The organism is Vibrio sp. 1F279, assembly GCF_041439815.1.
Lineage (GTDB): Bacteria > Pseudomonadota > Gammaproteobacteria > Enterobacterales > Vibrionaceae > Vibrio > Vibrio tasmaniensis_A.
Map to the genome: position 1 here is coordinate 55,221 of NZ_JBGOOU010000028.1, position 23,373 is coordinate 78,593.

17 protein-coding genes are annotated in these 23,373 nt (G+C 43.1%); 4 read left to right on the forward strand and 13 right to left on the reverse strand.

Features of this window, described 5'->3' with window-relative positions:
* Window positions 1-168: 168 nt before the first annotated feature.
* Window positions 169-1,494 (forward strand): diguanylate cyclase, encoded by a 1,326-nt coding sequence (locus ACED60_RS18595; RefSeq protein ID WP_371728171.1) that lies wholly within the window; start codon window positions 169-171, stop codon window positions 1,492-1,494.
* A 126-nt stretch (window positions 1,495-1,620) separates the two neighbouring features.
* Window positions 1,621-2,364, forward strand: a complete 744-nt coding sequence (locus ACED60_RS18600) for a class I SAM-dependent methyltransferase (RefSeq protein ID WP_371728172.1) — start codon at window positions 1,621-1,623, stop codon at window positions 2,362-2,364.
* A 140-nt stretch (window positions 2,365-2,504) separates the two neighbouring features.
* Here the strand turns inward: ACED60_RS18600 and ACED60_RS18605 are convergent, their stop codons facing one another.
* The 6 genes from ACED60_RS18605 to dmeF all read right to left on the reverse strand — a co-directional run bounded on the left by ACED60_RS18605 (window position 2,505) and on the right by dmeF (window position 10,927).
* Window positions 2,505-4,499, reverse strand: coding sequence for a TonB-dependent receptor domain-containing protein (locus ACED60_RS18605; RefSeq protein ID WP_371728181.1), 1,995 nt, complete (start codon window positions 4,497-4,499; stop codon window positions 2,505-2,507).
* A gap of 253 nt (window positions 4,500-4,752) precedes the next feature.
* The gene (locus ACED60_RS18610) at window positions 4,753-5,673 is read right to left on the reverse strand and encodes a LysR family transcriptional regulator (protein WP_371728173.1); all 921 of its coding nucleotides are present in this window, start codon (window positions 5,671-5,673) and stop codon (window positions 4,753-4,755) included.
* A 219-nt stretch (window positions 5,674-5,892) separates the two neighbouring features.
* Window positions 5,893-6,891 carry a DHH family phosphoesterase gene (locus ACED60_RS18615; RefSeq protein WP_371695472.1) on the reverse strand — a complete coding sequence of 333 codons (999 nt, stop codon included), beginning with the start codon at window positions 6,889-6,891 and terminating at the stop codon, window positions 5,893-5,895.
* Between the two features lie 305 nt (window positions 6,892-7,196).
* The gene (locus tag ACED60_RS18620; RefSeq protein WP_371728182.1) at window positions 7,197-8,921 is read right to left on the reverse strand and encodes a methyl-accepting chemotaxis protein; all 1,725 of its coding nucleotides are present in this window, start codon (window positions 8,919-8,921) and stop codon (window positions 7,197-7,199) included.
* A gap of 613 nt (window positions 8,922-9,534) precedes the next feature.
* Window positions 9,535-9,951: a MarR family winged helix-turn-helix transcriptional regulator gene (locus tag ACED60_RS18625; RefSeq protein WP_017099853.1), complete on the reverse strand. Its 417-nt coding sequence runs from the start codon at window positions 9,949-9,951 to the stop codon at window positions 9,535-9,537.
* Window positions 9,929-10,927, reverse strand: coding sequence for a CDF family Co(II)/Ni(II) efflux transporter DmeF (gene dmeF, locus ACED60_RS18630; protein ID WP_012604071.1), 999 nt, complete (start codon window positions 10,925-10,927; stop codon window positions 9,929-9,931). Before dmeF ends, ACED60_RS18625 begins: the two co-directional genes overlap by 23 nt.
* A gap of 373 nt (window positions 10,928-11,300) precedes the next feature.
* Here dmeF and ACED60_RS18635 point away from each other — a divergent pair, with 373 nt between their 5' ends.
* On the forward strand, window positions 11,301-12,818 hold the full coding sequence (locus tag ACED60_RS18635; protein WP_371728183.1) for an arylsulfatase: 1,518 nt from the start codon (window positions 11,301-11,303) through the stop codon (window positions 12,816-12,818).
* 67 nt (window positions 12,819-12,885) lie between these two features.
* Here the strand turns inward: ACED60_RS18635 and ACED60_RS18640 are convergent, their stop codons facing one another.
* Both ACED60_RS18640 and ACED60_RS18645 read right to left on the reverse strand, forming a co-directional pair.
* Window positions 12,886-13,800, reverse strand: coding sequence for a LysR family transcriptional regulator (locus ACED60_RS18640; RefSeq protein WP_009846875.1), 915 nt, complete (start codon window positions 13,798-13,800; stop codon window positions 12,886-12,888).
* Between the two features lie 193 nt (window positions 13,801-13,993).
* Entirely contained in the window at window positions 13,994-14,905 is a 912-nt protein-coding gene (locus ACED60_RS18645; protein WP_032555212.1) for a LysR family transcriptional regulator, read from the reverse strand.
* 214 nt (window positions 14,906-15,119) lie between these two features.
* Here ACED60_RS18645 and ACED60_RS18650 point away from each other — a divergent pair, with 214 nt between their 5' ends.
* The gene (locus ACED60_RS18650; protein ID WP_371728174.1) at window positions 15,120-16,379 is read left to right on the forward strand and encodes an adenylosuccinate synthase; all 1,260 of its coding nucleotides are present in this window, start codon (window positions 15,120-15,122) and stop codon (window positions 16,377-16,379) included.
* 213 nt (window positions 16,380-16,592) lie between these two features.
* On the opposite strand, the gene ACED60_RS18655 is transcribed toward ACED60_RS18650, so the two are convergent.
* The 5 genes from ACED60_RS18655 to ACED60_RS18675 form a co-directional block, all read right to left on the reverse strand.
* A complete protein-coding gene (locus ACED60_RS18655; protein ID WP_371728175.1) occupies window positions 16,593-17,441 on the reverse strand; it encodes an HNH endonuclease in 849 nt (282 codons plus the stop codon).
* Window positions 17,441-18,151, reverse strand: a complete 711-nt coding sequence (locus ACED60_RS18660; protein WP_009846879.1) for an OmpA family protein — start codon at window positions 18,149-18,151, stop codon at window positions 17,441-17,443. The genes ACED60_RS18655 and ACED60_RS18660 overlap by 1 nt, the downstream gene beginning before the upstream one ends.
* A gap of 2 nt (window positions 18,152-18,153) precedes the next feature.
* The gene (locus ACED60_RS18665; RefSeq protein WP_371728176.1) at window positions 18,154-19,353 is read right to left on the reverse strand and encodes a hypothetical protein; all 1,200 of its coding nucleotides are present in this window, start codon (window positions 19,351-19,353) and stop codon (window positions 18,154-18,156) included.
* A 31-nt stretch (window positions 19,354-19,384) separates the two neighbouring features.
* The gene (locus ACED60_RS18670; protein ID WP_371728177.1) at window positions 19,385-19,642 is read right to left on the reverse strand and encodes a hypothetical protein; all 258 of its coding nucleotides are present in this window, start codon (window positions 19,640-19,642) and stop codon (window positions 19,385-19,387) included.
* Between the two features lie 65 nt (window positions 19,643-19,707).
* Window positions 19,708-23,019 (reverse strand): type I restriction endonuclease subunit R, encoded by a 3,312-nt coding sequence (locus ACED60_RS18675; protein ID WP_371728178.1) that lies wholly within the window; start codon window positions 23,017-23,019, stop codon window positions 19,708-19,710.
* Between the last annotated feature and the right edge of the window lie 354 nt (window positions 23,020-23,373).

Below are 23,373 nucleotides of genomic sequence, written 5' to 3' on the forward strand. Positions count from 1 at the left end.
TACCCTCAAAAAGTTGCGTACGGCACACTTTAATCACATAGTCTCGTGACGCTTGCCGTGTTAGGTATCTGATAGCTTTGTCGATATACAGCAGTCACAATTTATTTACGACACCACCATTTATTTAAAGCACCTGTTTTTGGTGAGAGGATATGTAGTCAGATCTATATGAGCATCCAACTAGATTTAACCACAGCCACCCCTAGGCAGAATTTCGACTCTGCACAGGGCTATATTACGCTGCAAGACCACCGTGTCATCGATGTCGACGAAAACATTGCAAAAATCTTCGGTTACAGTTGCCGTGAAGCACTTCTCAACAACGTCGATTTTGTCTACTCATTAATACCCAAAGACTATCACGGCTCTGTCCGTGAACGTTACCTTTCTGCGATTAAAGGCCAGCTGGGAAAGGGAAAAGTCTATAAAGATATTCCGGTGAATAACCGCCTTCTCTCGCTGTTTAGCCTTGCTCAAGCGGTCAGAGTCAACGACCGCCCCGCTCTTCGTGTAATGATCATAGATATTACCTCAGTTGTTGCTTCAGAGCGTAAACATCAAGAAAAAGATCGTATGTACCGGACTTTACTCAATAGTTCGAAACAGGGCGTGCTCGTCCACCAAAATTTCAAGCCTCTAATGGTTAATCAAGCCTGGGTTGAAATGCAAGGTGCCAAATCGATAGAAGCAGTGCTTGCCATGGACTCAATCATTTCAATTATTCCGCCGGACAGTCGTATCAATGCCATGAGACGCAGCCAGAGTATTCTTGCCGGTGATACACCAAGCTTCAGTTCTGTGGTTGAAAACCAATGCTTTGATGGGAGTAAAAAACACTTCAACATCTACGACAACATCATTAATTGGGAAGGCGAGAAAGCGATTCAAGTGGTGATAGAAGACGTTTCCGACAAGGTGATATTAGAACAAGAGCTACTGCACCGCGCACTTCACGACGATCTAACACAAGTGTTCAGCCGCAGTGCCATTTACGATTGGTTAAAAAAGCCGTTAAAAGAACAAACTGAGATGTCTTGTTTACTGTTGGATATTGATGACTTCAAAAAGATTAATGACCAATTTGGACACAGTGTTGGTGACGATGTGATTCGCACTCTCGCGAATACCATTAAGAAGCACGTCAAAGCCTTGAACGGCGTGGTTGGCCGCTGGGGAGGTGAAGAGTTTATCGTCTTCTTTCCAAAAAACCGAACGACTCATGGAACCATTCTCAACACGGCATACTCACAAGCAAAAATTGTTGGTCAACGTATTTGCGAAGAATTTCGAACCCATCAATTCTTGGGATTTAATCGCACCAAGTTTCAATCAAGCGTCAGTATTGGCATTACCGACAGCTGCATCGTTCGTACCAACAACTCCCTAGATACGTTGATTCGAGTTACAGACGACGCGCTCTATCGTGCTAAATCCAACGGAAAAAATAGAGTCTCAGTAAACCACGAAGGTGCATGTATAGAGTGTGGCTCGTGAAACAATTGCTAAGCATCAAGAAAAGGTCATTTAAGCCTATAAGTTGACCCAAGATTTTCTTGTTATTTTTAAGTTCTAGTTTACTATGCGCCACCCCAATTTTTTCAGCAAATGCTGCAGGCAAACATGTCCGCCAACGCACTCTATACCGACCTATCCGGTTACTATGACTTAATGTGTGTCGATATTGACTACCAAGCGCAGAGTGACTGCGTTCGTAGGTTACATCAGATTTTTGGAAATGAAGGAAAAACATACCTCGACCTTGGATGTGGCACTGGACCACACGTTCGCCATTTTATTGATTACGGCTATCAAAGTAGTGGCCTTGTTCTGAATAAACCAATGCTCGACATTGCTCAAGTTCGTTGCCCTGAAGCTAACTTTTCAGTACAAAACATGAGTAACTTTGAGGTCTCAGAACCGCTCGATCTTATCACTTGTTTCTTGTATTCCATCCATTACAACGACGGTATTGAGGGACTAAAAGAGTGCATTGCAAGCGTGCACCGAGCTTTGAAACCCGAAGGTGTCTTCTGCTTCAACGTGGTTGATAAAGAGAAGATAAGCAATGACTTGTTTGTTCGACATACAGCCAACAAAGAACATGATGACTTTTCCTTTCGCTCAGGTTGGTACTACTCCGGCGAAGGTAGTAAGCAAATGTTAAAGCTAAGTATCGAAAAAACGACTGCGGGTGAAACTCAAGTATGGAATGACGAACACCCTATGGTGGCATTCTCGTTTAAGGAATTGATCGAGATATTGAAGCCCTACTTTGAGGTTCATATTTTTGAGCACGATTATGACAAGCTGCTGCCTTGGGATACCAAATCAGGTAATGCTTTGGTCACTTGTGTAAAAATCTAGGTAAGCCAATTCCAAACGAATTAAACCGATACAAGCACACAAAAAAGAACCCACACTCGCCGTTCTCTTTATAGAGTATCCAGCCAATGTGGGTTCTTCGTTTTTATATGTATCTTCCTACCAAATCAAACACAGATTGATTAGAAGTCCGCTGTCATACCTACGTAGTAAGTACGTGGCTCTTCAACATACCCCATACTCTCTAGCTCTTGTGATACAGCTTCATCAGTCAAGTTAGTGATACCAGCACGCACTCGAACAGAATCATTAACGTTATACACCGTACCGATGTTCAGTGTTGTGTATGCGTCTTGCGTTAAGTCGCTTTCGATATTACGCTCTCCACGGTAACGCGCACTAATAAAGGCATTCAGATCGAAAGTTGGGCTCCAGTTCAGTTTAACTAAGCCTGAATGCTTGTAACGCTCGAGCAGTTCTTCACCCGTTGACTTATCTTCTGTGTCTAAGAACGTGTAGTTACCAGACACGCCCCACTCATCGGTAATCTGGAATTGACCCGTAAGTTCAGCACCTTGAACCACCGCCTCAGATACATTGGTATAAGTACGCTTACCTTTCACAAAGTCCTTGTCACCAGGCCCGACTCGACAACCGTTAGCAGGGTCAAATACGGTTCCATTTTCACAATATGTTACGTCACGATCAATCAAGTCATTAATTTCATTTCGAAACAAAGCCCCTTCAACGTTCCAACGTGGTTGGTTGTATATTGCTGCAATTTCATAGTTCAAGCTCGTTTCAGGCTTCAGGTTTTCATTGCCATACAAATCACACTTCCCTTTGCAGCTATTAACAGTGTAGTCAGCTTGGTTTTGAGTTAACGAAGGCGCTTTAAACGCCTTACCCACGCCGCCTTTGATGATGAGGTCATTAGTCGTTTGGTGAACCAAGTACACACGCGGGCTGAATTCTTCACCGTACAATTCGTGCTTATCTAAACGTCCACCAATGGTTGCGGTGAGTTGTTCAGTCATCAACCACTGGTCTTGAACAAACAAAGCACCTTGATACGCTTCTGATGTACCGTTGATCAAGTTTTCTTTGTTGGTTAATTCGCTCAACTGGTAGTCCATACCAAAAGTTACGGTGTGACTATCACCGAGATAAGTCGTTGCTGACGCTTCTACTATTTGAGTTAGCTCTTCTACATCGCTACTGTAATTGTTACCTAGATCAGCGGCCTCGTTGTCTGTCACGTTTTCACGAGAGTAACGAACTTGTGTGTCACCCCAGTTCCAAAAACCGCTGTGTGTAATCGCTTGACTGTTACGTACAACATTACTATCCACTAGGTTCGAACCTGTAGCGTGTTCTGCTAAACCATCACGTTTATCGTCACTATAGCCAAGGTCTAAATCAATCGTCTGATTGTCTGTCATATTCCATGTCAGGTTGGCAAGCAAACTTAAAGTGTCGCGTTCCTCTAGAGCGGTAATATTTTCACGACCATTACCTGTATATGGTTGCCATGCGTCACGCGAGGTTTGATTTAAAGAAAAACGCGCAAACAACTCATCATCAATCAATGCACCGGACGTAGTAAAACCAACAGAATATTCTTCGCCACCATCTCCGTCTAATGGAGATGAAGTGTCCATGTTAATCGTCGAGCTCCAATCATTTTCTGGAGCTTTGGTGATGATGTTGATTGTGCCACCCATACCATCTGAACCGTAAAGTGCAGACATTGGGCCGCGGATGATTTCAACACGTTCGATTGACTCAGCTGGAATAGTCGAGAGATCGAAATCGTTACCACGAATGATGGCACTTGCAGAGCTTAAGCGACGGCCATTCACCATGATAAGCGTATAGTCTGAATCCATACCACGAATAGAGATCATCTGACGGCCAGCACGTGTGCTATCAAAATCAGATTCCACACTCGTTGATTCTGCAACGATGTCAGCCAAAGTGATTCCAGGGCTGTCTTCGATGTCTTGAGCGGTGATAACCGACATTGAAGCTGGCACTTGTTTTAGAGCCATTTCAGTACGAGTTGCCGTAACAACCATTTGCTCATCTGTCGCTTGCGCTTCTTTTTGCGCTAACACGTTAGCCGATAGTGAGGTGCAAATAACAGCTACTGCGACCGAAAGGGGTTTACGAATCATAAGAGGTTTGCGAACTATAAGGTGCTTGCGAACCAAAAGAGGCTTGCGAATCAACAGAGATTTCTCAGACATGATATTTATTCTTATATGTAATTAGTAATGATAATGGTTTGCATTAAACAACCAGTTATCACTCCAATCAACGAAAGTTTCATGCTGAAAATTCATTATGATTATTCACCTATCAAATAATGCAGGCAACATATATTCAATTCATTAGCATTAAGCCAGTAACATTCATGTGCCAGATAATTTAGGAGTATGTCTCTTTAAATAGTTCACGAATCCAACGGCACATAGGGTCATTGTGGAAACGTTTATGCCAGTAGAGATATACGTCTTCTGATGGGCTCCTGATCGCTTTGGGTACGCGTTTACAAACAAGGTTTCTCTGTTTTGCTGCTTGTTGAGCAAAAGGTGTCGGCAGGTGAAAGATGATATCGGTCGCTTCAGCCATATCTGGAGCGACGTTAAAGTTAGACAGTTGAATCGGTATCGATAGCTGACGCTGCTTATCGACCAAGCCCAAATCTTTGAAACGACTTTCAATCGAGAGCTTCTTATCCCCTTGCAGTGAGATCTGGCCGAGTTGGCTACTCAATAAATCATCAACGGTGATCTCTTTATCCGCCAGAGGGTGGTCTTTACTCATTAATAACCGATAATCGCGACTGATTACGAACATTCGATACAGGTTTTGTTCAGAACTTAATGGTTCATGCGTCGACAATACAAAGTGCGCATCACCTGATAACAGAGGTTCAAAGTGTCGTTTAGGAATCGAGTCGATATCGACAACCATATTCGGCGCTTGTTGGCGGATTTGTGCCACGACTTTTGGCAAAAGGTGTGAAACCTGAGGAACCAAGCCAAAGAACCGAACGGTACTATTACTCGTCTCCGGTTCAAATACGTCTCCATGGACCAATTTCTCAAGGCGTGTGAGCACAGAATTGAGGTCTTGCTTGATGACTTCTGCTTTCGGGGTTAGCTCATAACCATAGGCTGCGCGGACTAACAAGTCATCGTTGAATACCGTTCGTAGTTTTTGTAGTGAACGACTCACCGTCGGTTGGCTCATGTCCAACGCCAAGGCTGTGTTTGATACGTGCTTCTCTTCAAGAAGGTGTTTAAGAATAACGAGTAGGTTAAGGTCGACCTGGGCAAGATTCATTATAAGGATATTCAAAATACTGAAGATTCAATATGCGTATAGTGCTATTTCCCCAGAATTAATACAATTGATAATCACTCTTACTTTGATGTCATACAATGTGAAGTGCCGAATTTGATGCTAACTAAGTTTTTGAAAGGCTTATTTGGGTGACTTTAGACACAAAAAAAGAAGCCAAATGGCCTCTCTTTACCCTATTCACTCTCGCTACTATTTTCGTTAGCGCTCAACACTCGGCGAATAATAAGCGTCCAACAGTGAAATGAAATTCCCTCTATCAAGTTCGCTAAGTTGATTAATGCCAGCCGCTGCTTTTCTTCCTCCGCCAGTTACAAAGCTAGAGCAAATTTCATCTGCGCCTGTTCTATTGGATAGTGGTGCTCTTAGGCTAACAGTATAAGATTCGCCATCTTGGTTTTTCGTTAATACTGCTTGCGCTCGGTTTGGATCTTGATTCACGATCTCATTGCCAAATACACCGCTGATACGTCTTGCCCAAGTCTCACCGGGCAGTTCAAACACACGTGCGACTTTACTTTCATAAACAGGGGCAAGGTTTGATAGTTGCTGGCGGTCATTTTGGTAAGCCGCTCGTAATTGATAGAACACGGAGTCTTTGTCATCCATAAGATCGAACGGGTTCGGGTATTGATAAAGGTTTTGGTAGAGCTCAACTGGCGTGAAATGTAGATCGCTCAATGATGTGCCGTAGCCGTTGTAATTAACCAAGGTACCTAGCTCTTCTAAGAACTCAATTTGTGATTGTTCGAATCCATTTTCATCAGCTAACTGTGCGGCCACTACTTTTAAATTATCACCAAAGGCCGCCGCGATTGCCCAAGCTACGTGTGCACCATTTAGCTTCTGGTTAATCAATAAACTCGTGCAACTCTCTGCCGAGGTGTCTATCAGAGTGTCTAAATGCTCAGAGGTTGGCACGTCCCCTGTCCGATGGTGATCGCAGTAAAACACATCGATGTTGGCATCTAACAGTGAGTGCAATGCTGGCAGGTTCTTCTCCATCGACACATCAAGAACGGTAACGGAAGAGACATCATTTGGATTGCCCGGCTCTATGATTTGACTGACAACTTGAGAAACCAACTTAATATCACGCTTTACACCGGTGACGAGCACACTTTTTCTCGGTTCACTTAATCGCAGTTGTAGCAACGCGATGATACCGTCTGCGTCTCCATTGAATACGTCGTAGTGCATGCTGTTCCTCTTCCGTAAGATTTAACGTTTATTCGAAACGCGCCAAAGACATGGCTCACATCAACGCGTTCGTTCATCGTTAGTCTGTCATTATTTTAGTTTTATTCCACAGATACTTAAGTCTATTTTGTAATGCCTTATTCTTATTTCTATCGATTCAGAAACTTGCCTATCCTTCAGGCACAAAAAAGGCGCGAATAATTCACGCCTTTGTTTTCTATGAACTCACGCCTTTGTTTTCTATGAACTCACGTCTTTGGTTTCTATGAACTCACGTCTTTGGTTTCTAACTTACTCTAGAAATCTTATGACGTCTTGAACTGCGCTACCGCTTGATCCATATCGTTCGCTTGCTCAGCTACTTTATCCACTTCGACCAAGCAATGCTGCGCCGAAGCGTTGTTATCATTCGAGATGGTATTCAACTCAGTAATTGAGTCACTCACTTGTGTCATTACGGCACCCTGCTCTTCAATCGCTGAAGCAATACGTTCTGAGTTGCCTTGAATGCTTTCCATATCACTCAAAATCAGTTGCAAGCTTGCATCCAGTTCTTCTGAATCTTTAAGTGTCAGCTGGCCTTGTTGGTTACACTCGCCAATCTCTGTCATAGAAGCATTCATTTGGCTCTGGATTGCAGTGACTACACTGGTGATTTCAGTGGTTGATTGGTGCGTTCTGCTTGCTAACGCTCGGACTTCATCCGCAACAACGGCAAAGCCACGACCTTGCTCACCAGCACGAGCGGCTTCAATGGCTGCGTTTAATGCCAATAAATTAGTCTGTTCCGCAATACCTTGGATAATGTTAACGGCACTACCAATTTGATCGACATGGTGATTCAAAGAACTAATCGAATCTTGGCTACTTGAAAGGCGTTCAGACAACTGGGTAATGTTATTGATGGTATCAACCACCACTTCACGACCTTTGTCGGCATTCACTTTCGCTTGATGAACGCCTTCAGCGGCAACCGATGTACTTTCTGATATTTCCCCAATAGTCAGTACCATCTCTTGCACTGAAGTTGTCATTGTTGAGGTGTGATTTGCTTGAACTTCAAACTGTTTGATGACCGATTCAAGCTCGTCATGCATGCTCGACGTACTTTGTGTCAACTGATGCGACTTAGATTGAGACGTTGCTATCAACCCTTCAAGCTGATCTAGCAGTTGATTGAAGTATTCGCCTAGCTTACCGAGTTCGTCTTTGCCATTCTCCGTCGCACGAATAGACACGTCGTTCGAGTCGACAATATTACGGATCACAGTAAGTAGAGATTCAATCTTACCGATGATTGAATGTACGATTAACCAGCTGAATAGAATGATCGCCACTAACAGTGTGACGCAAAGTGTGTTGTTGATCAGCGATAGTTTATCCATCTCTTGCTGTGCCTGTTGATCTAACACGGCCGAGAATTCTTTGAATTGAGTCTCGATAACGTGCGAACCTGTGCGCGCTTGCCCTAGTAACCCTTCGTTATGTTTTAACCCTATCACTCGTTTCTGATCTACGACTTGACGAGCTGCTTCTATCAAAGCAGCTGAGCCACCCGCATTAGAAGTAATAGACAGAACACTTGGGTCGAACTCACCCTTCTCGATCAGATCATTGAAGAGATACAGCTCAATTTTTTGTTCAGCACTCGCGGTGGCACTGATGTTATCGAGTACAGCATGAAATTCCCCTAACAATCCTTTGTCTCGTGCTAGTCCATACACTTGGCTGGCTTTAACAAGGTTAACAAAGCTTGTGTGGTACGTTTCGATATCTTCACGCAAATGCGTACTGTTGGCCAAACCCAGATCATTCAGCACAGCATTAAGCTCAGATTCAGACGCTAAGAATTTTTTGTAATTTACGTCGAACTTGTCGAGGTATTTCAGATCACTGCGAAGTAAGAAATCTTTCTCGTTACGACGAAGGTTGAGCAGTCGCACTTCAAGTTCTTTGGTAATTTGTTTGGCTTCGCTCATTTTAGCGGTGGTGTCCGCAAATTGAGATGTGGTAAACAACAATGAAATCATGCCGAAGATGGAGAACACCCCCAACGAATAGAGCTTTTTCTTTATATTCATATACATGGCTCGTCTTTACTAAATTAACTATAAGTATCTAATTGATCGCATCAAAGCATGGATATACGGCTAGTGCGATCGAGTTATTGTTATGATTTTTTATCAGTAATGGGGTTGAGTTTTTGCAGCGGCCCTGCCCGCCAGTAGTGACATCATCAATACATTCAAACAAAGAAGACCCAACCCATTAACGACAGATTAATCAATAACACATTTTCGCTACATGTACATTAATAGAATTATAAAACTGAGAGACAGATATTTGACGGGGTATAAATAGCTGAACGCCTTGCTATTAAGGCTTTGAATTAAAACAGTTTGGGCAATTATTGATCTGACGGCTGTGAATGACATTTTTTTTGCTCATCAGCGGAGCAAGAACGAAGAGCAATATTGGGAGGTTTTGACTTGTTTTTGAAACGGTGAGTCCATCGATTAGTGATTGTATAGTCGAGAGAAAACGGCGAAAAAATGAACCTACTCAATTCGAGTCGGGCCCATTTTTAGATTTCTTAATCAATCGCTTTTCAGCTAATAAGCTAGGGTTCGAACTTAAGGCTGACTAAAACGCTTTTACCATCTTAGATAGGCACTTCAGTAATACCACTTTCTCATCTTCTTCGATGTCTTGCGTTAATTCATTAACTAGGTTCAAGTGAAGCTGATTGTGGTGAACATGAATCTTCTGCCCCTCATCAGTTAGAGCAACCACGATTGCACGACGATCCGTTGGGTGTTCATGGCGTTCAATCAATTCGGCTTTAACCAGCTTTTCGATTTGAACGGTCAATGTACCCGTGGTGATGCCCAGCTTTTCAGCGAGCTCTTTCATTCTTAACGCGCCATGCATACCAAGTACTTCAATAGTGTGTACTTGAGCCAGGGAGTAACCCGTCTCTTTGACAACAGACTGCTCCCACGAAGACATTTTATCGTAGAACTCAGTCAGTATTTGGTTAAGCTGTTCTATATTTCGCATGGTCGTTTGAATGCACTTCAAGAGTAAGATGATTAATCTTATCAAACTTGGAGAGCATTTGTTTATATTCAGACACGGTTTTATCACTGTTTGATTCGAGAGTAATTGCTGCTGAATAGTGATGCCCACTCACCTTCCACATATGGAAATCGGTGACCGACGCATAAGGCGTTAAGGTTTCGGTCACTGAGTCGCGATAATCTTGGTGGATATTCTCATCAAGCAGGATTGGACTGGTTTGTTTCATAAGGTTCATCGTCCACTTAGCAATCACAAATGCGCCAACCATTCCCATTGCTGCATCTAACCAGTTCCAACCGTAAAACTTACCAAACAGCAGCGCAACAATGGCCAACAGTGAAGTCAACGTATCCGCCAACACATGCATGTAGGCTGCGCGTAGGTTATGGTCATGATGGTGCTCACCATGCTTATGATTATGGTCGCTGTCGTGATCATGGCTATGTGAATGACCGTGATTCTTACTATGATTGTTACTATGATCGTGGCCATGCTCGTGTCCGTGATCATGATGGTGATCGCCGAGTAAAAACATACTCACCACATTCACAGTTAAACCAATACAGGCAACGATGATCGCTTCATTGAACTGAATCGCTTGTGGGTTAAATAAACGATGCACTGATTCCACCAGCATCAATAACGACACAATACCCAATGCAATCGCGCTGGTGTAGCCCCCTAACACGCTGACTTTGCCAGTACCAAACGAGAAACGTTCACTCTCGGCATGTTTCTTCGCATATCGGTATGCAAATAAGGTGATACCAAACGCTGCAGCATGCGTTCCCATGTGCCAACCATCGGCAAGCAATGCCATTGAACCATAAATGGTACCCGCAACGATTTCGACAACCATGGTAACGACGGTCAATAACAGGACATAGAACGTGCGTTTCTCACCTTGGCTGTTATGTGAAGAAAAGTTGTGTTGGTGACGTGTTGGAAAACTCAAAATGGCGTCCTTAGCTGATGTTTGCGGTTAGATGATCGTTGTTAATAAAAGCCCTTTGATTGACAAGTAATTTGACAATCAAAGCAATTGGTTGAAATTTAGTTTGATCATCAAACTTTGTCAACGGCGAATTTGATTTTCGAAATGGGACGAAAATGAATAAGGCTCACTTAATCAAGAAATAAACTCTGGGCAGGTCTCTGATTTTGAGTAAAACACTAGCCCTAATCACGGCTCCACTATTCTTCTAAGTAACTAGAATTCATACCCAGTAGTCCTCTGAGTTAATACAAAATTGGTATTTTCTTTCTAAACAAATAGAAACTAAAGAAAGGACATTACCTTGACTAAATTAACCAAAACCGTGTTAGCAATGAGCGCACTCAGCGTTGCTCAAGGCGTCGCTGCGGCAGACCAACCGAACATTCTTGCTATCTGGGCAGATGATCTTGGTTACTACAACACTAGCGCATACAACCGTGGAATGATGGGCTATGAAACGCCGAACATCGATCGTATTGCTAATGAGGGTGCTATTTTTACGGATATGTACGCACAACAATCTTGTACGGCTGGCCGTGCTTCGTTCGTGACGGGTCAACACCCATTCCGTACCGGCCTACTTACTATCGGTATGCCAGGTTCTGCACACGGGATTCCTGACTGGGCTCCTACCATTGGTGATGCTCTTAAAGAAGAAGGTTACGCAACGGCACAATTCGGTAAAAATCACTTAGGCGATCAAGACAAACACCTTCCTACAAACCATGGTTTTGATGAGTTCTTTGGTAACCTTTACCACTTAAACGCGGAAGAAGAGCCTGAAACCTACTTTTATCCTAAAGACCCAGAATTCAGAAAGAACTACGGGCCTCGCGGCGTTATCAAAGCAACCTCTGATGGCAAAATCGAAGATACGGGTCCACTGACTCGCGCTCGTATGGAGAACATCGATGAGGACTTTACCGAAGCCGCTATCACGTTCATGGAGAAATCTGTAAAAGAAGATAAGCCGTTCTTTATCTGGTACAACTCGACTCGCATGCACGTTTGGACTCGTCTGAACGAACATTACAGCGGTATTTCGGGTCAAGGCATCTACGCTGATGGTATGGCTCAATTAGACGACAACGTCGGCGCGTTGCTTGATACTCTTGAACGCTTAGAGGTTGCTGACAACACTATTGTTATCCTTTCTACTGATAACGGTGCAGAGAAGTTCACATGGCCTGACGGTGGTACATCTCCTTTCCACGGTGAAAAAGGCACAACTTACGAAGGCGGCATGCGTGTTCCACAAATCGTGAAATGGCCTGGTGTAATCGAACCTGGCTCTGCGGTTAATGCGCTAATGTCTCAAGAAGACTGGTTACCTACACTAGCTGCTGCTGCCGGTAATGACTCTATCGTTGAAGACCTTAAAGAAGGTGTTTCTCTAAATAATAAAGATTGGCGTGTTCACTTAGATGGCTCAAACTTTATACCATATTTTGAAGGAGAGGCTGAAAAGTCACCCCGTGAAACTATCTTTTACTTCTCTGCAAACGGTGACTTCAATGCGCTTCGTTGGAACGATTGGAAAGCAAGCTTCGCTATGATGGAAGGCACAATGCAATCGGCTATCCGTCAAGCTCCAGCTTGGGCTTCAATTACGAACCTACGTATGGACCCGTTTGAAACCGCAGCGAAAGAATCTGGTATGTACACTCGTTGGATGGTAGACAACATGTGGTTATTCGTACCAATGTCTCAAGAAGTGATTAAGTTCATGGGCTCTCTAAACGATTACCCAATGCAACAAGGCCAAGGCTTCAGTGCCGCAGAGATCAATTACAACACGCTAAAAATGCAAAAGCTAATTCAGCAAATGCAAGCACAAAACGCCAAATAGCGGAGCAAGGGTTAAACAGCGGAGCAACAGCTAGATAACCCGGCTAACGACCATTAAAGATAACTGACTAATTAAAGCCCCACTGGGGCTTTTTTTGTGAGGCATCAACAATCTTTTTTCTAAACCATGAATGCGCCATATCTGCATTACGACTCTTGTGCCACACCAGATATTCAGTACCAAGATCCGATTCAAACGGTAAAGGCGACAGCTTAAAATCATCCAGCAAGCCATACCTTTCAAGTATCGATTTCTGACTAATACAAAGCCAATCCGTCCCTCTTACCATATCAAGCATTTCAAATGGGCCAGGCGCCTTTCGTGCAACCTTTCTACTTTTCGCATACTTACTGGTTTTGGTTAACGGCGATTCTTTTGTATCCCACATACTATGAAGAACATGCTTCTCTTCAAGGTATTCTTCCAACGTAATCTCGTTCCCTAATCTAGGGTGGTTTTTATCATAAGCAACCACCATAGGTTCGTTAGAGAGCTGAATACATTCCATTGCCGGATCGTTGATAGGCGTATGGACTATACACAAATCATATCGGTGTTGGCGAAGGTCTAGAACGATGTCTGCGGTATAGTAAGGGTCAATATGAAGACCGATATCTGGTGTTTCCGCATAGAGAATATCGGATACACGCTTCATCAATGAATAAGTTGCACCACTAATACAAGCGACATTAAACGACCTTTCAATTTTTGTTGGGTCGAACTTTCGCTTACTCGGGAAAGTCGATTCAAAGGCATCGTAGGCCTGTTTTATCTGAGGGTAGATGTCATAACAAAAACTGCTCGGTCTATAGCCTTCCTTTGTTTTTACAAACAACGGGTCATCATAGGTTTCTTTTAGTCGGTTAAGCGCCTTACTAATTGCGGGCTGAGTAACGCCAAAACGTTTCGCGGTATTCGAGATAGAGAGCTCTTCCATCATGACAACAAAATACGGGATCAGACTAAAATCAGTGTTTTTCATGTTCTATTTACCAAACTAGCGTACTAAATTAACTTTCATATCATTGAATTATACCGTATCAACCAAGCACTTCATTAGCGACCCTTTTATTTTGGGAAGTCACCTACGAATTAACATGCTAGAAACGATGATTAACAGAACACAAAAAGCCCACACTTGGCAGGCTCAGGTAACTCAAAGTCAGTGATGGCGTTTATTTGTTTTGTAACAGAGTAATCTCATCATTCACCCAACCTAATAACTGCTTGGTCGCTTTAGACAAGACTTGGTTCTGCCTCACGATATAGCCAAGGCTCGTACTAGAGAAGTTCGTTAATGGTGTCACTTTTGATTTCAAATGCTGCTTAGTGGATATCGCAAACTCAGGAATGATGGCGACACCAAACCCAGCTTCTGCCCAGTCGATTTGAGCGTCAACACTCCCTACTTCCATGACTCTATGATTGGGTAGATTAAGGCTTGGTAAACCTTCATCAATGAAGTCGCGAGTTCTCGTATCGTGGCCAAGTAGAATCAAGGTGAGTTCCGTATCTACATCGTGATTTTCAAACTCGTTTTCTAACTTGCTATCAGAGTCTTGCATGTCGAGCCCATCGCCTAACGCACACCATGAAAGCTCTTGAAGCTTAGTAAAATAGAGCGACTCGTTGTGTTGCTCTTTGGCAATCACAAAACCAAGATCCGCCTGAGCGTTTTTAACTAAACTCGATGCCTGAGATGACGTGGTGTTCAACAAGGTAAGGTCAATACCCGGATACTGCGCTTTGAACTTCTGAAAAGGACGGATCAATAAGAATCGAGAAATGATGTCACTCACAGCGATGGTTAACGTCCCTATTTTGAGATCGTTAATCGCATTGAGATCGGCCTGACAAATCTGCAGTTCGAGTAACGTTCTTAGGCTTGTCTCTAACAGCCTTTCACCTGCTTGAGTCAGTTGAAACGGACTTCGCTCTATCAACTTAATGCGTGTTTGTTGTTCCAGTTGTTTTAGGTGCAAACTCACATTGGGTTGTGTCATATGGAGTGCGTTGGCAGCTTTTCCGAAATGCTTATATTCCGCTAGCGTCACAAACGTCTTCAACAAATTGATATCCAGCATCATGTCCTCTCTCTTGTCACTTACATCATCCTCAAAAGCGAGGGATACCCCCACATCGTCATTCCCTACAGTGAGGGACGAACGCAATAGGGGATCTTGCTTATAGGTTAAGACCTTAAGGATATATGAAATCCTTATCAAGATAATAAAGATAATTAATTTCTCTTATCCACTTTATAGGCCTACCATGACTTCTCAATCAGTCAGGAGAAAAATTATGCCATCTATCGTTGTTGTGGGCGCAAACTGGGGTGACGAAGGCAAAGGCCGTATCGTTGATTTTTTAGCAGACCAAGCTTCTGCTAGCATTCGCTTTCAAGGCGGAAACAATGCCGGCCATACCGTAGTAAACGACTTCGGTACATTCAAACTGCATCAACTGCCTAGTGGTATTTTTAATCCTGATTGTACGGCAGTTCTTGGCCCTGGCATGGTGATCAGCCCTGCTGCGCTAACTCAAGAAATTGCAGAAGTACAAGCAGCTGGCATCAAAGTGAAAATGGCGATTTCAGACCGTGCGACACTTTGTCTACCTTTACACGCGCTTGAAGACACACTTGAAGAAGAACGTTTAGGCGATGGTGCTTACGGTTCAACACGTCAAGGTATTGCACCCGCTTACGGCGATCGTGTGATGAAGAAAGGCATTCTTGTTGGCTGGTTGAATCAACCTGAAATTTTGGAGCAACGCATTCAATTCTTACTTGATTGGAAGATGCCTCAACTTAAAGCGCTATACCCACAATGTGACTTCTCTCAGACTGCTTCTGAAATGACAGAATGGTTACTTGAAGTGACTAAAGCTTGGCGCCCATTCATTTGCAACGTAACTGAGCCGCTTAAAGCACTGCAATCGCAAGACGCGAACTTACTGTTCGAAGCTCAGTTAGGTGCAGGCCGTGACCTTGTTTACGGTGAATACCCTTGGACGACATCTTCAAATGTAACCGCTGCATACGCGGGTATCGGTAGTGGCTTACCTGCCCTTCGCCCCGAGCAAGTTATTGCTGTTGCTAAATCGTTCAGCTCATCTGTAGGTACTGGTACGCTAGTGACTGCAATGGAAGAGCAAGACAGCTTCCGCGAAAGCTCTAACGAATACGGCGCAACAACAGGCCGCCCACGTGATATGGGTTACTTCGACGCGGTAGCAACTCGCAACGGTGTTGACCTGCAAGCTGCAACGGAAATCGCACTGACTAAGATTGACTGCCTGTCTGGTTTGTCTGAACTTAAGATCTGTACCGCTTACTCAGGAGAGCACACTGAGAACCCGATTTGGCCACAAACGGCTGAACTAAAGCCTGTATATGAAGATATGGCTGGCTGGGATGAAGACATCACTGGCTGCCGCACGTTTGAGAGCCTTCCTCAAGCAGCACAAGATTACGTTACGCGTATCGAAGAGTTGATGGGCGTGCCAATCGTGATGGTATCAGTAGGTCCAGAGCGCGAACAAATGATCATTCGAGGTTAGAGCTCTACTCAAGTATTTCAGCTAAAGCGGTTGTTTAGGCTGAAATACTCATTGATAAAAATCAAGTATCACCAATTTTAACTTTTCTGAACGATAAAGCTCGATTTAACAGTTTTTTATACACGTCGCCGAAATAGGCACTGCATTCATAGAGTTTGCACTTCCTCACTAAAAAGTCCGCATCAACCCTCTTATAAAACCAACTAGAAAGGCCTAAGTACTTGCGCACCTTAGTTCTTTCAGGTCAGACAACTCTTCCTCTGAAAGCTTTATATTGCCGTGGTTAGGTTGTTTACTGTGGCACTCCTTGCAAAGTGCCATCAGATTTCTAACAGAATTATTCGACTTCACACCATCGATATGATGGGTATGCAGCAACGTTTTACGCGTTACTAAAGAGACTCTACATTGCTCACAGCAGTATTGCTGGCTCGCTCTATAGCTAATGCTCATCTCGCGCCAATTCCCCGCATAAGAGAATGAACTGTATTCAGCGAGCCTTATCGGTAGATATTCATCGGGAAAGTAGCAATCACGCTTTTTTAAAAACTCAACAAGATCAAACTCGCGACAAATACGTTCCTTTTCACTCTCACCTTTCGCTAACAAATAAGGTCTGAATTTTAACTCCCTCATACACGACTTACACACGCAAAGCATGGCTTCAGCTTGTTTCCCCTTACTATCAGAAATTGGCATAAGCTCGTTGGTATATTGCAACGCAACAAATCGACCAAATCGATTCTGTTTTTTTTCGATTTGGACTGTAGAGCAATTAGTTAAATGGTATTTTTTTCCATGCGTATAGGGGTCTTTAGTTACAAGTTCCAGATCAACATTCTCCTTTATATAAACAATTACTCCATGTCCATCGTAATGAAATAAGTCGTTGTAAACGGAAACCTCTTTATCAAATTCTCCGATCACTCGCGCGTGCTGATAGTTTTCTAATACTCTCGAATAATCGACAGGCTCAAAGCTTATCGATACTAACTTTTTGGGCGGTGAAGAAGTAATTCCTTCAACGAGGGCACTAAACTCTCTCAAATCCAAATCCAGCATTATAGCTTCTCCAAAATCTCTTTGGCTTTGATTTCCGATTTAGTTATGACCTTAAATGACACTCTTCGAGAACGACTTGAATCTTCTTTACCAGTTGCATGAAAACGCAGTTGAGCAGGCCCATAACCTAATGCCGCGAGCTTTTTCATCACCCAACTGCCATGCTGCTCCAATATCCCGTCAAAGTTCACTACCTTTTCGAATACAGCACTCGCTCTATTCTGAGATAACATCATATTCTGTTTGTATGCCTCAAATGAGTTCAAACCCTCCCAATAAGAAGAAGTATGTCCTTCAATCTGAATTGCTTGAATATCATCTTGGTATTGCTCTAGCACATTAATGTAACGAGGGAAGAACACTTTCAGAGTACTCAGTAACGCGGGAGATAATTCGGATTCTGAAGATACAAAGTGATAGGGTTTAGCATAAAAATCAATACTAAGCGATTTATCCGCCGCAAGCTCCACTTGCCATTTATCGAAATCTTGCGTGAATTCCTTTTCTAGAGCTTGGTGAATACGAACTTGGGCTTCACTAATAGTTATGTCCATTGCCTTTATCACGCGTTTTTCCACATCAATACGATTCATCAAGGCGACACTAATAAGCAAGAAGATCACCATCAAACCTGCCATTAGATCAGATACCGAGAGCCAATGACTCGATTCTGAACTTTCTGCGTCTGGACTAAATAAATCTTGATGCATGGCTATACCATCTCTTCATGTTCAATACTTTTACGAGTGAATTCTTGCTCATATTGGCGATAGTTTTCAGAAAATTGCTGAGTAATTTGAACCAAACCACTACCTAAATCCGTCAACACTCGACTCAGCTTATCCTGAATCCCTTGCTCAAACTCCTTTGAGTTATCAAGCAAACTTTGATTGATGTGCTCACCCACTTTTAACGCAGATTTGGTTTGCATCTCCACTAACTGTTTGATTTGCTCAATTAACAACTCGTGATGCTCACTTGCAAAGTCGCTACTTTTGGAAAGCTGTTCTCGATGCTTTTTCATAAGTTCTTTGTCAACGTGTACTAATGTGTCACCAATGTTCTTAACATCACTCTTTGTACCTTTAACTAATGAACTCAGCTGGCTATTTAGATCATCAACCGAATCTTTTAGCGTATTCTTAATCGACTCAGCAGCTGAAGAGAACTCGTGACTAATCGTCGCTACTTGCCTATGCGCATCGTTAATTTCACCCTTTATCTCATTAGAAACATTTGAAAAATCACTACTAAGCTGTTTCGCATTGTTTTGCAAAGTAGAAGAAGCTGAACGAGCACCACTTTCCATGCTAGTACACACCTTGTCTAAAGAGCTATTGACTGTTTTGCACAATTCATCCATCTTCCCCTCAATATCAGGTATAGCGGAAAGTGCATGTTGACGCATTTCAGCAAATACGGATATCCGCTCGTCTAGTTCATTCAATTGGTTCTGCCAGACATCCGTCGTATTCTCTAAGTTGCTCATCGCACTCGGTATGACTTGAGTGTGTGATGCAATATTCTCTAGCGCTACTTCTGTCGCACTTACACTCTCGACAGCGCTCTCAAATGCATCCGTCAGTTGCGCCACTTGTTGTTTATAGTTACTTTGCCATTCGAGTAGCTTTACAACCGAATCATCGAGCCTTTGGAAATTTGAACCAAACTGTCCAACAAGCCCTTTGTTAAAATCTTTAATCGCTTCATTTAACGACTCAGCAATTTGCTGAGAAGTTTGCTGTGAAAGAGAGGAGGAAAAGTCGCGTAATTCTTGGCTGAGTAAGTCGAAATTCTGTTGACTCTCTTTATTTCCTTGCTCAGTCGCTCTTGTCATTTTTTTTAACTCAGACAAAATCGCATTTTGGCTAGAGTCATTATTTTTGTTTCCTTCTTTTAATACCTGATGCATTTGGTTTGCTGTGACAACACTACGGTTTTTATCAAGCTTTAAATGAATGATCCCCTTCAATACTATTGTTTAGATCGTTCGGGTCAAACGAAAGTAACCCTATCGCGATCCCTAAGAAGGTAAAAAACACCCCACCAGTGGTTAAATAGCTTGGAAATTGGCGAACTAAGTTAGAAGGCTTTTCCTGATATATCAGCCGAAATCCCATACCAAATGTTACCACCAAAATACCACACGATATCTTTAACACTGTGTTTGGATCGAGGCTCAATAAAAACTCTATAAACATAAAACATCCTTGCCAAATTAACGTTTAGAGCTAGAAATGCTCCATTCTTAGTGGGTGACTAGTTATCACCCATTCTTCTTATAATTCTCAGCCTGCTCTAGCACGCCTTTGTAAACATCATCGTTCGCTACTGGTGGGAAGCCGTATTTGTGTAGCAGTAAGATTAAATCCACTTTCAACTTGGCTTTGATATCATCGCGCCCTGCCCAATCTGGATATTGGGCGACATTGTCTACCGTGGTTTTCATTTCCTTCGCCAATTCGAGCATCTTGTCATCGTCGTAAGTGAAATCGTATTTCTTGCGCATGTGATTCAAGATATCGAGGAACGCTTTCTCTTCTAGGTCGATGCCTAGGTCTTCAAACGAGCCCATTTCTTTCACGATATCAAAGATAATGTCGGTCATTTCTTGAGAGAAGGTATCGAACTCCTCACCATTCAACACATCATTTTCACGACGTTCGTTGTATTGCTCCACCAGCGATTGGAAGCGCTTAGAGAAGTTCATACCTTGTAGCTGGTTGACCTTTTTGAAGTCACTTATCGCCTTCTCTAGCAGCTTTTGAAGCAACTGAATTTTGGTGTTAGGCAGCTTTAGCTTATTGATACGAGCCAAGTAGTCTTCATCAAAAATATCGATAGCTTCGGCGTGTTCATCACCAATGGTAAAGATCTCTTCGACCCCATCGGCACGGAGTGCTTCTGCCACTAACTCACGAACACGCTTATTCATTTGTGCCGTGTCTGGTGCATCACCTTTGGTTAGCTTAAAGATAATAGAGCGTACTGCGATATAGAAGTGAATTTGGTCACGCTCTTGCTGAGATAACAATTCACTACCACAGCAAACATCATAAGCCGCCTTCATACGGCCCACTAAAGCCATGAATCGGGTTTCGCCTTTCTTGGTTTGAAGGATGTATTCTGCCGACTGATTAAGGCACTCTAGCTGCTTACACGGCTCTCCTGTGTAATAACCGGACGTATCGAACTTGTGGAACATCTGTCTTAACAGATCGAGATGGTTCTTCACCTCAATAACGGAAAAACGAATATCTTCAAAGTTAGTCTCATCAGCCTTTGAATACATCGCTAAGGCTTGATTCATTCGCGACTTGATACCAATGTAATCGACAACCAGCCCTTTCCCCTTGCCTTCAAACTTTCGGTTAACACGTGAGATAGTTTGAATCAGGTTGTGTTTCTGCAACGGCTTATCGATGTAGATCGTATCCAATTCAGGAACGTCAAAACCTGTTAGCCACATGTCGACTACAATGGCTATTTTGAAATTCGACTTAGGACTCTTAAACTGCTGGTCGAGCGATTTTCGATATTCCTTTGTCCCTAGCAGGCTGTACTGATCTGGGTCATCGTCTTTACCGCGCGTCATCACCATTTGCACCATCGCAAGTGGCTTTAACTCTTCTTTCTCTTTATCAGTCAGCCCCGAACCTTCAGAAAGAGCACCATCAATTGATAGCTTTTCCTCGAACCATTCTGGCTTTAAGATTTTGACTTGCTTATAAAAATCAAACGCGATTTCACGACTCGCACAGACAAACATCGCCTTGCCCTTTATCGTAGAACCTTCTTTAACTCGCCCTTCATAATGTTCAACAAAGTCTTTCGCCAAAGCTTCAATACGGTCAGGGTCGCCAAGAATCGCGTTCATATTGGCAGAAGCTTTCTTACTCTCTTCTATCTGATGTTCATTGGTGCCCGCTTCTGCGCACGCTTGGTAGTATTTCTCGACCTCTTCTAGCTTGCTGTTATCAAGAATGACTTTAGCTGCTCGGCCTTCATAAACAATACGAACCGTAATTTCATCATTAACCGATTCTGTCATGGTGTAGCTGTCTACTGCATGACCGAATACATCAAGGGTGGCATCTATTGGTGTTCCAGTGAAACCAACGTAAGTCGCGCTTGGTAGAGAATCATGTAGATACTTAGCAAAGCCGTATGTCTCTTTCACATCGACGGCTACACCATCTTGATACTTGATCACCACTTTCTTATCAAGGTTGACCTGTGAACGGTGCGCTTCATCAGAAATACAGATGATGTTTGTACGCTCTGAAAGCAATTCGATGTCTTCGGTGAACTTGTGGATGGTAGTCAGGAACACACCACCACTCTTGATGCCTTGTAGCTTATCTCTTAAATCTTGACGGCTTTTAACTGGCACCACCATCTCATCACCAATGTAATCAGAGGCATTACAGAACTGTTTAGAAAGCTGATCATCGAGATCATTACGGTCGGTAATAAGTACAATGGTCGGGCTTTCAAAATCGATGCTTTTCATCAATAGGCGAGATAGAAACTGCATGGTAAAGCTCTTACCACACCCTGTTGCACCAAAGTAAGTACCGCCTTTACCACTACCGTATGGCTTACGTTCTTTGTCGATGTTGTAGTAAAGCTTTCGCGCTGCGTAGTACTGCGGGTAACGACAACAGATTTTTATCTCTTTCTTAGAAGTATCAGGGAAGAAGACAAAGTTCTTCACCACATCAAGTAATCTAGTTTGGTTAAACAACCCGGCAATCATGGTGTAGAGGGAGTTAATACCCTCTTTTTCGGTAGACTCGTTGCCCGTTACTTTGCGCCATGCGTAGAAGAACTCATACGGCGCAAACAGGTTACCCATTTTGTTGTTCACACCATCACTGATGATGCACATCGCGTTGTAGACGAACAGCTTGGGAATATCACGGCGATAACGCACACAGATTTGCTTCCATGCATCAAAAATGGTCGCGTCTTTCTCTCGCACGGCACTTTTGAATTCAAACACCACCAGCGGCAAGCCGTTCACATAAAGGATGCCATCAGGGATTCGAACTTGTTCATCGACACCTTCAATCTCTAGCTGGTTAACGATTTTATAGATATTGGTGTCAGTCGCTTCTAACCGATTTGTTTCTAAGTACGTAACGTTACCTTCAGCAACTTTTCTATCAGAGTTGTCTGGTTTAGATTTATTCTCTAGCAACGGCACAAACATAAGGCGTAAGGCTTGTACCAAATGTCTTGTATCGATTAACTCAATATAGAGGTCTTTCTTTGAGCGATCTTCACGCTTAAACAAGAAGCCATTGGTTAGCCATTGGCAGAAGGTTTTATTGCTATGGTACAAATCACTGGCAGGCAACGTTGAGATCATACGGACAATTGTGTCGATTTCGCTCTCGGTTATACCATCGCCTCGGTACTGCTTGGCAAGGTAGCGTCGTAAGTCATCGACAATGAGTACTTGCTCTTTGTCTTCACGCGCTATTTGTTCACCCACTACGTGTGGGTAGCCTTGCTCACCTAATAGCTCAATAATGGCCTGTTCGAGTTTGGCTTCAGTAAATTTTAAGCTCATCGCCTTTTCCTACTGCTGTTTGACGTTGTTTGTTGTTTTCTAGATTGAGTTATTTGAGTTTGTTTTTGGCGCAAATCAGTTTTGTTCTGTCATCTGAGGTGTGTTTGATTCGTCACCTTAGGACTTCACCTTCGTCAGCTTAGAACCTCGCCTTCGTCATCTCAGAACCGAGGGACGAGGTATCTGAGATCTCGCTTTTCATCACCACCAAAAACGAGATTCCTGATAAGTTCGTCCCTCACTTTCTGGAATGACGAAAGGTTACTCTGCTAGTGCTTTAGCTTGTTCTACTTGCAGGTTTTCTAAGTCGATTTCGCCCGAAAGCAATTTAGGAAGTAGCGTATCTCGTAACGA

Bases quoted from the DNA above. Each gene is read 5' to 3' on its own strand.
- ACED60_RS18595 (WP_371728171.1), top strand. From the start codon at position 169: ATGAGCATCCAACTAGATTTAACCACAGCCACCCCTAGGCAGAATTTC.
- ACED60_RS18600 (WP_371728172.1), top strand. From the start codon at position 1,621: ATGTCCGCCAACGCACTCTATACCGACCTATCCGGTTACTATGACTTA.
- ACED60_RS18605 (WP_371728181.1), bottom strand. From the start codon at position 4,499: ATGATTCGTAAACCCCTTTCGGTCGCAGTAGCTGTTATTTGCACCTCA.
- ACED60_RS18610 (WP_371728173.1), bottom strand. From the start codon at position 5,673: ATGAATCTTGCCCAGGTCGACCTTAACCTACTCGTTATTCTTAAACAC.
- ACED60_RS18615 (WP_371695472.1), bottom strand. From the start codon at position 6,891: ATGCACTACGACGTATTCAATGGAGACGCAGACGGTATCATCGCGTTG.
- ACED60_RS18620 (WP_371728182.1), bottom strand. From the start codon at position 8,921: ATGATTTCATTGTTGTTTACCACATCTCAATTTGCGGACACCACCGCT.
- ACED60_RS18625 (WP_017099853.1), bottom strand. From the start codon at position 9,951: ATGCGAAATATAGAACAGCTTAACCAAATACTGACTGAGTTCTACGAT.
- ACED60_RS18635 (WP_371728183.1), top strand. From the start codon at position 11,301: ATGAGCGCACTCAGCGTTGCTCAAGGCGTCGCTGCGGCAGACCAACCG.
- ACED60_RS18640 (WP_009846875.1), bottom strand. From the start codon at position 13,800: ATGAAAAACACTGATTTTAGTCTGATCCCGTATTTTGTTGTCATGATG.
- ACED60_RS18645 (WP_032555212.1), bottom strand. From the start codon at position 14,905: ATGATGCTGGATATCAATTTGTTGAAGACGTTTGTGACGCTAGCGGAA.
- ACED60_RS18650 (WP_371728174.1), top strand. From the start codon at position 15,120: ATGCCATCTATCGTTGTTGTGGGCGCAAACTGGGGTGACGAAGGCAAA.
- ACED60_RS18655 (WP_371728175.1), bottom strand. From the start codon at position 17,441: ATGCTGGATTTGGATTTGAGAGAGTTTAGTGCCCTCGTTGAAGGAATT.
- ACED60_RS18660 (WP_009846879.1), bottom strand. From the start codon at position 18,151: ATGCATCAAGATTTATTTAGTCCAGACGCAGAAAGTTCAGAATCGAGT.
- ACED60_RS18665 (WP_371728176.1), bottom strand. From the start codon at position 19,353: ATGCATCAGGTATTAAAAGAAGGAAACAAAAATAATGACTCTAGCCAA.
- ACED60_RS18670 (WP_371728177.1), bottom strand. From the start codon at position 19,642: ATGTTTATAGAGTTTTTATTGAGCCTCGATCCAAACACAGTGTTAAAG.
- ACED60_RS18675 (WP_371728178.1), bottom strand. From the start codon at position 23,019: ATGAGCTTAAAATTTACTGAAGCCAAACTCGAACAGGCCATTATTGAG.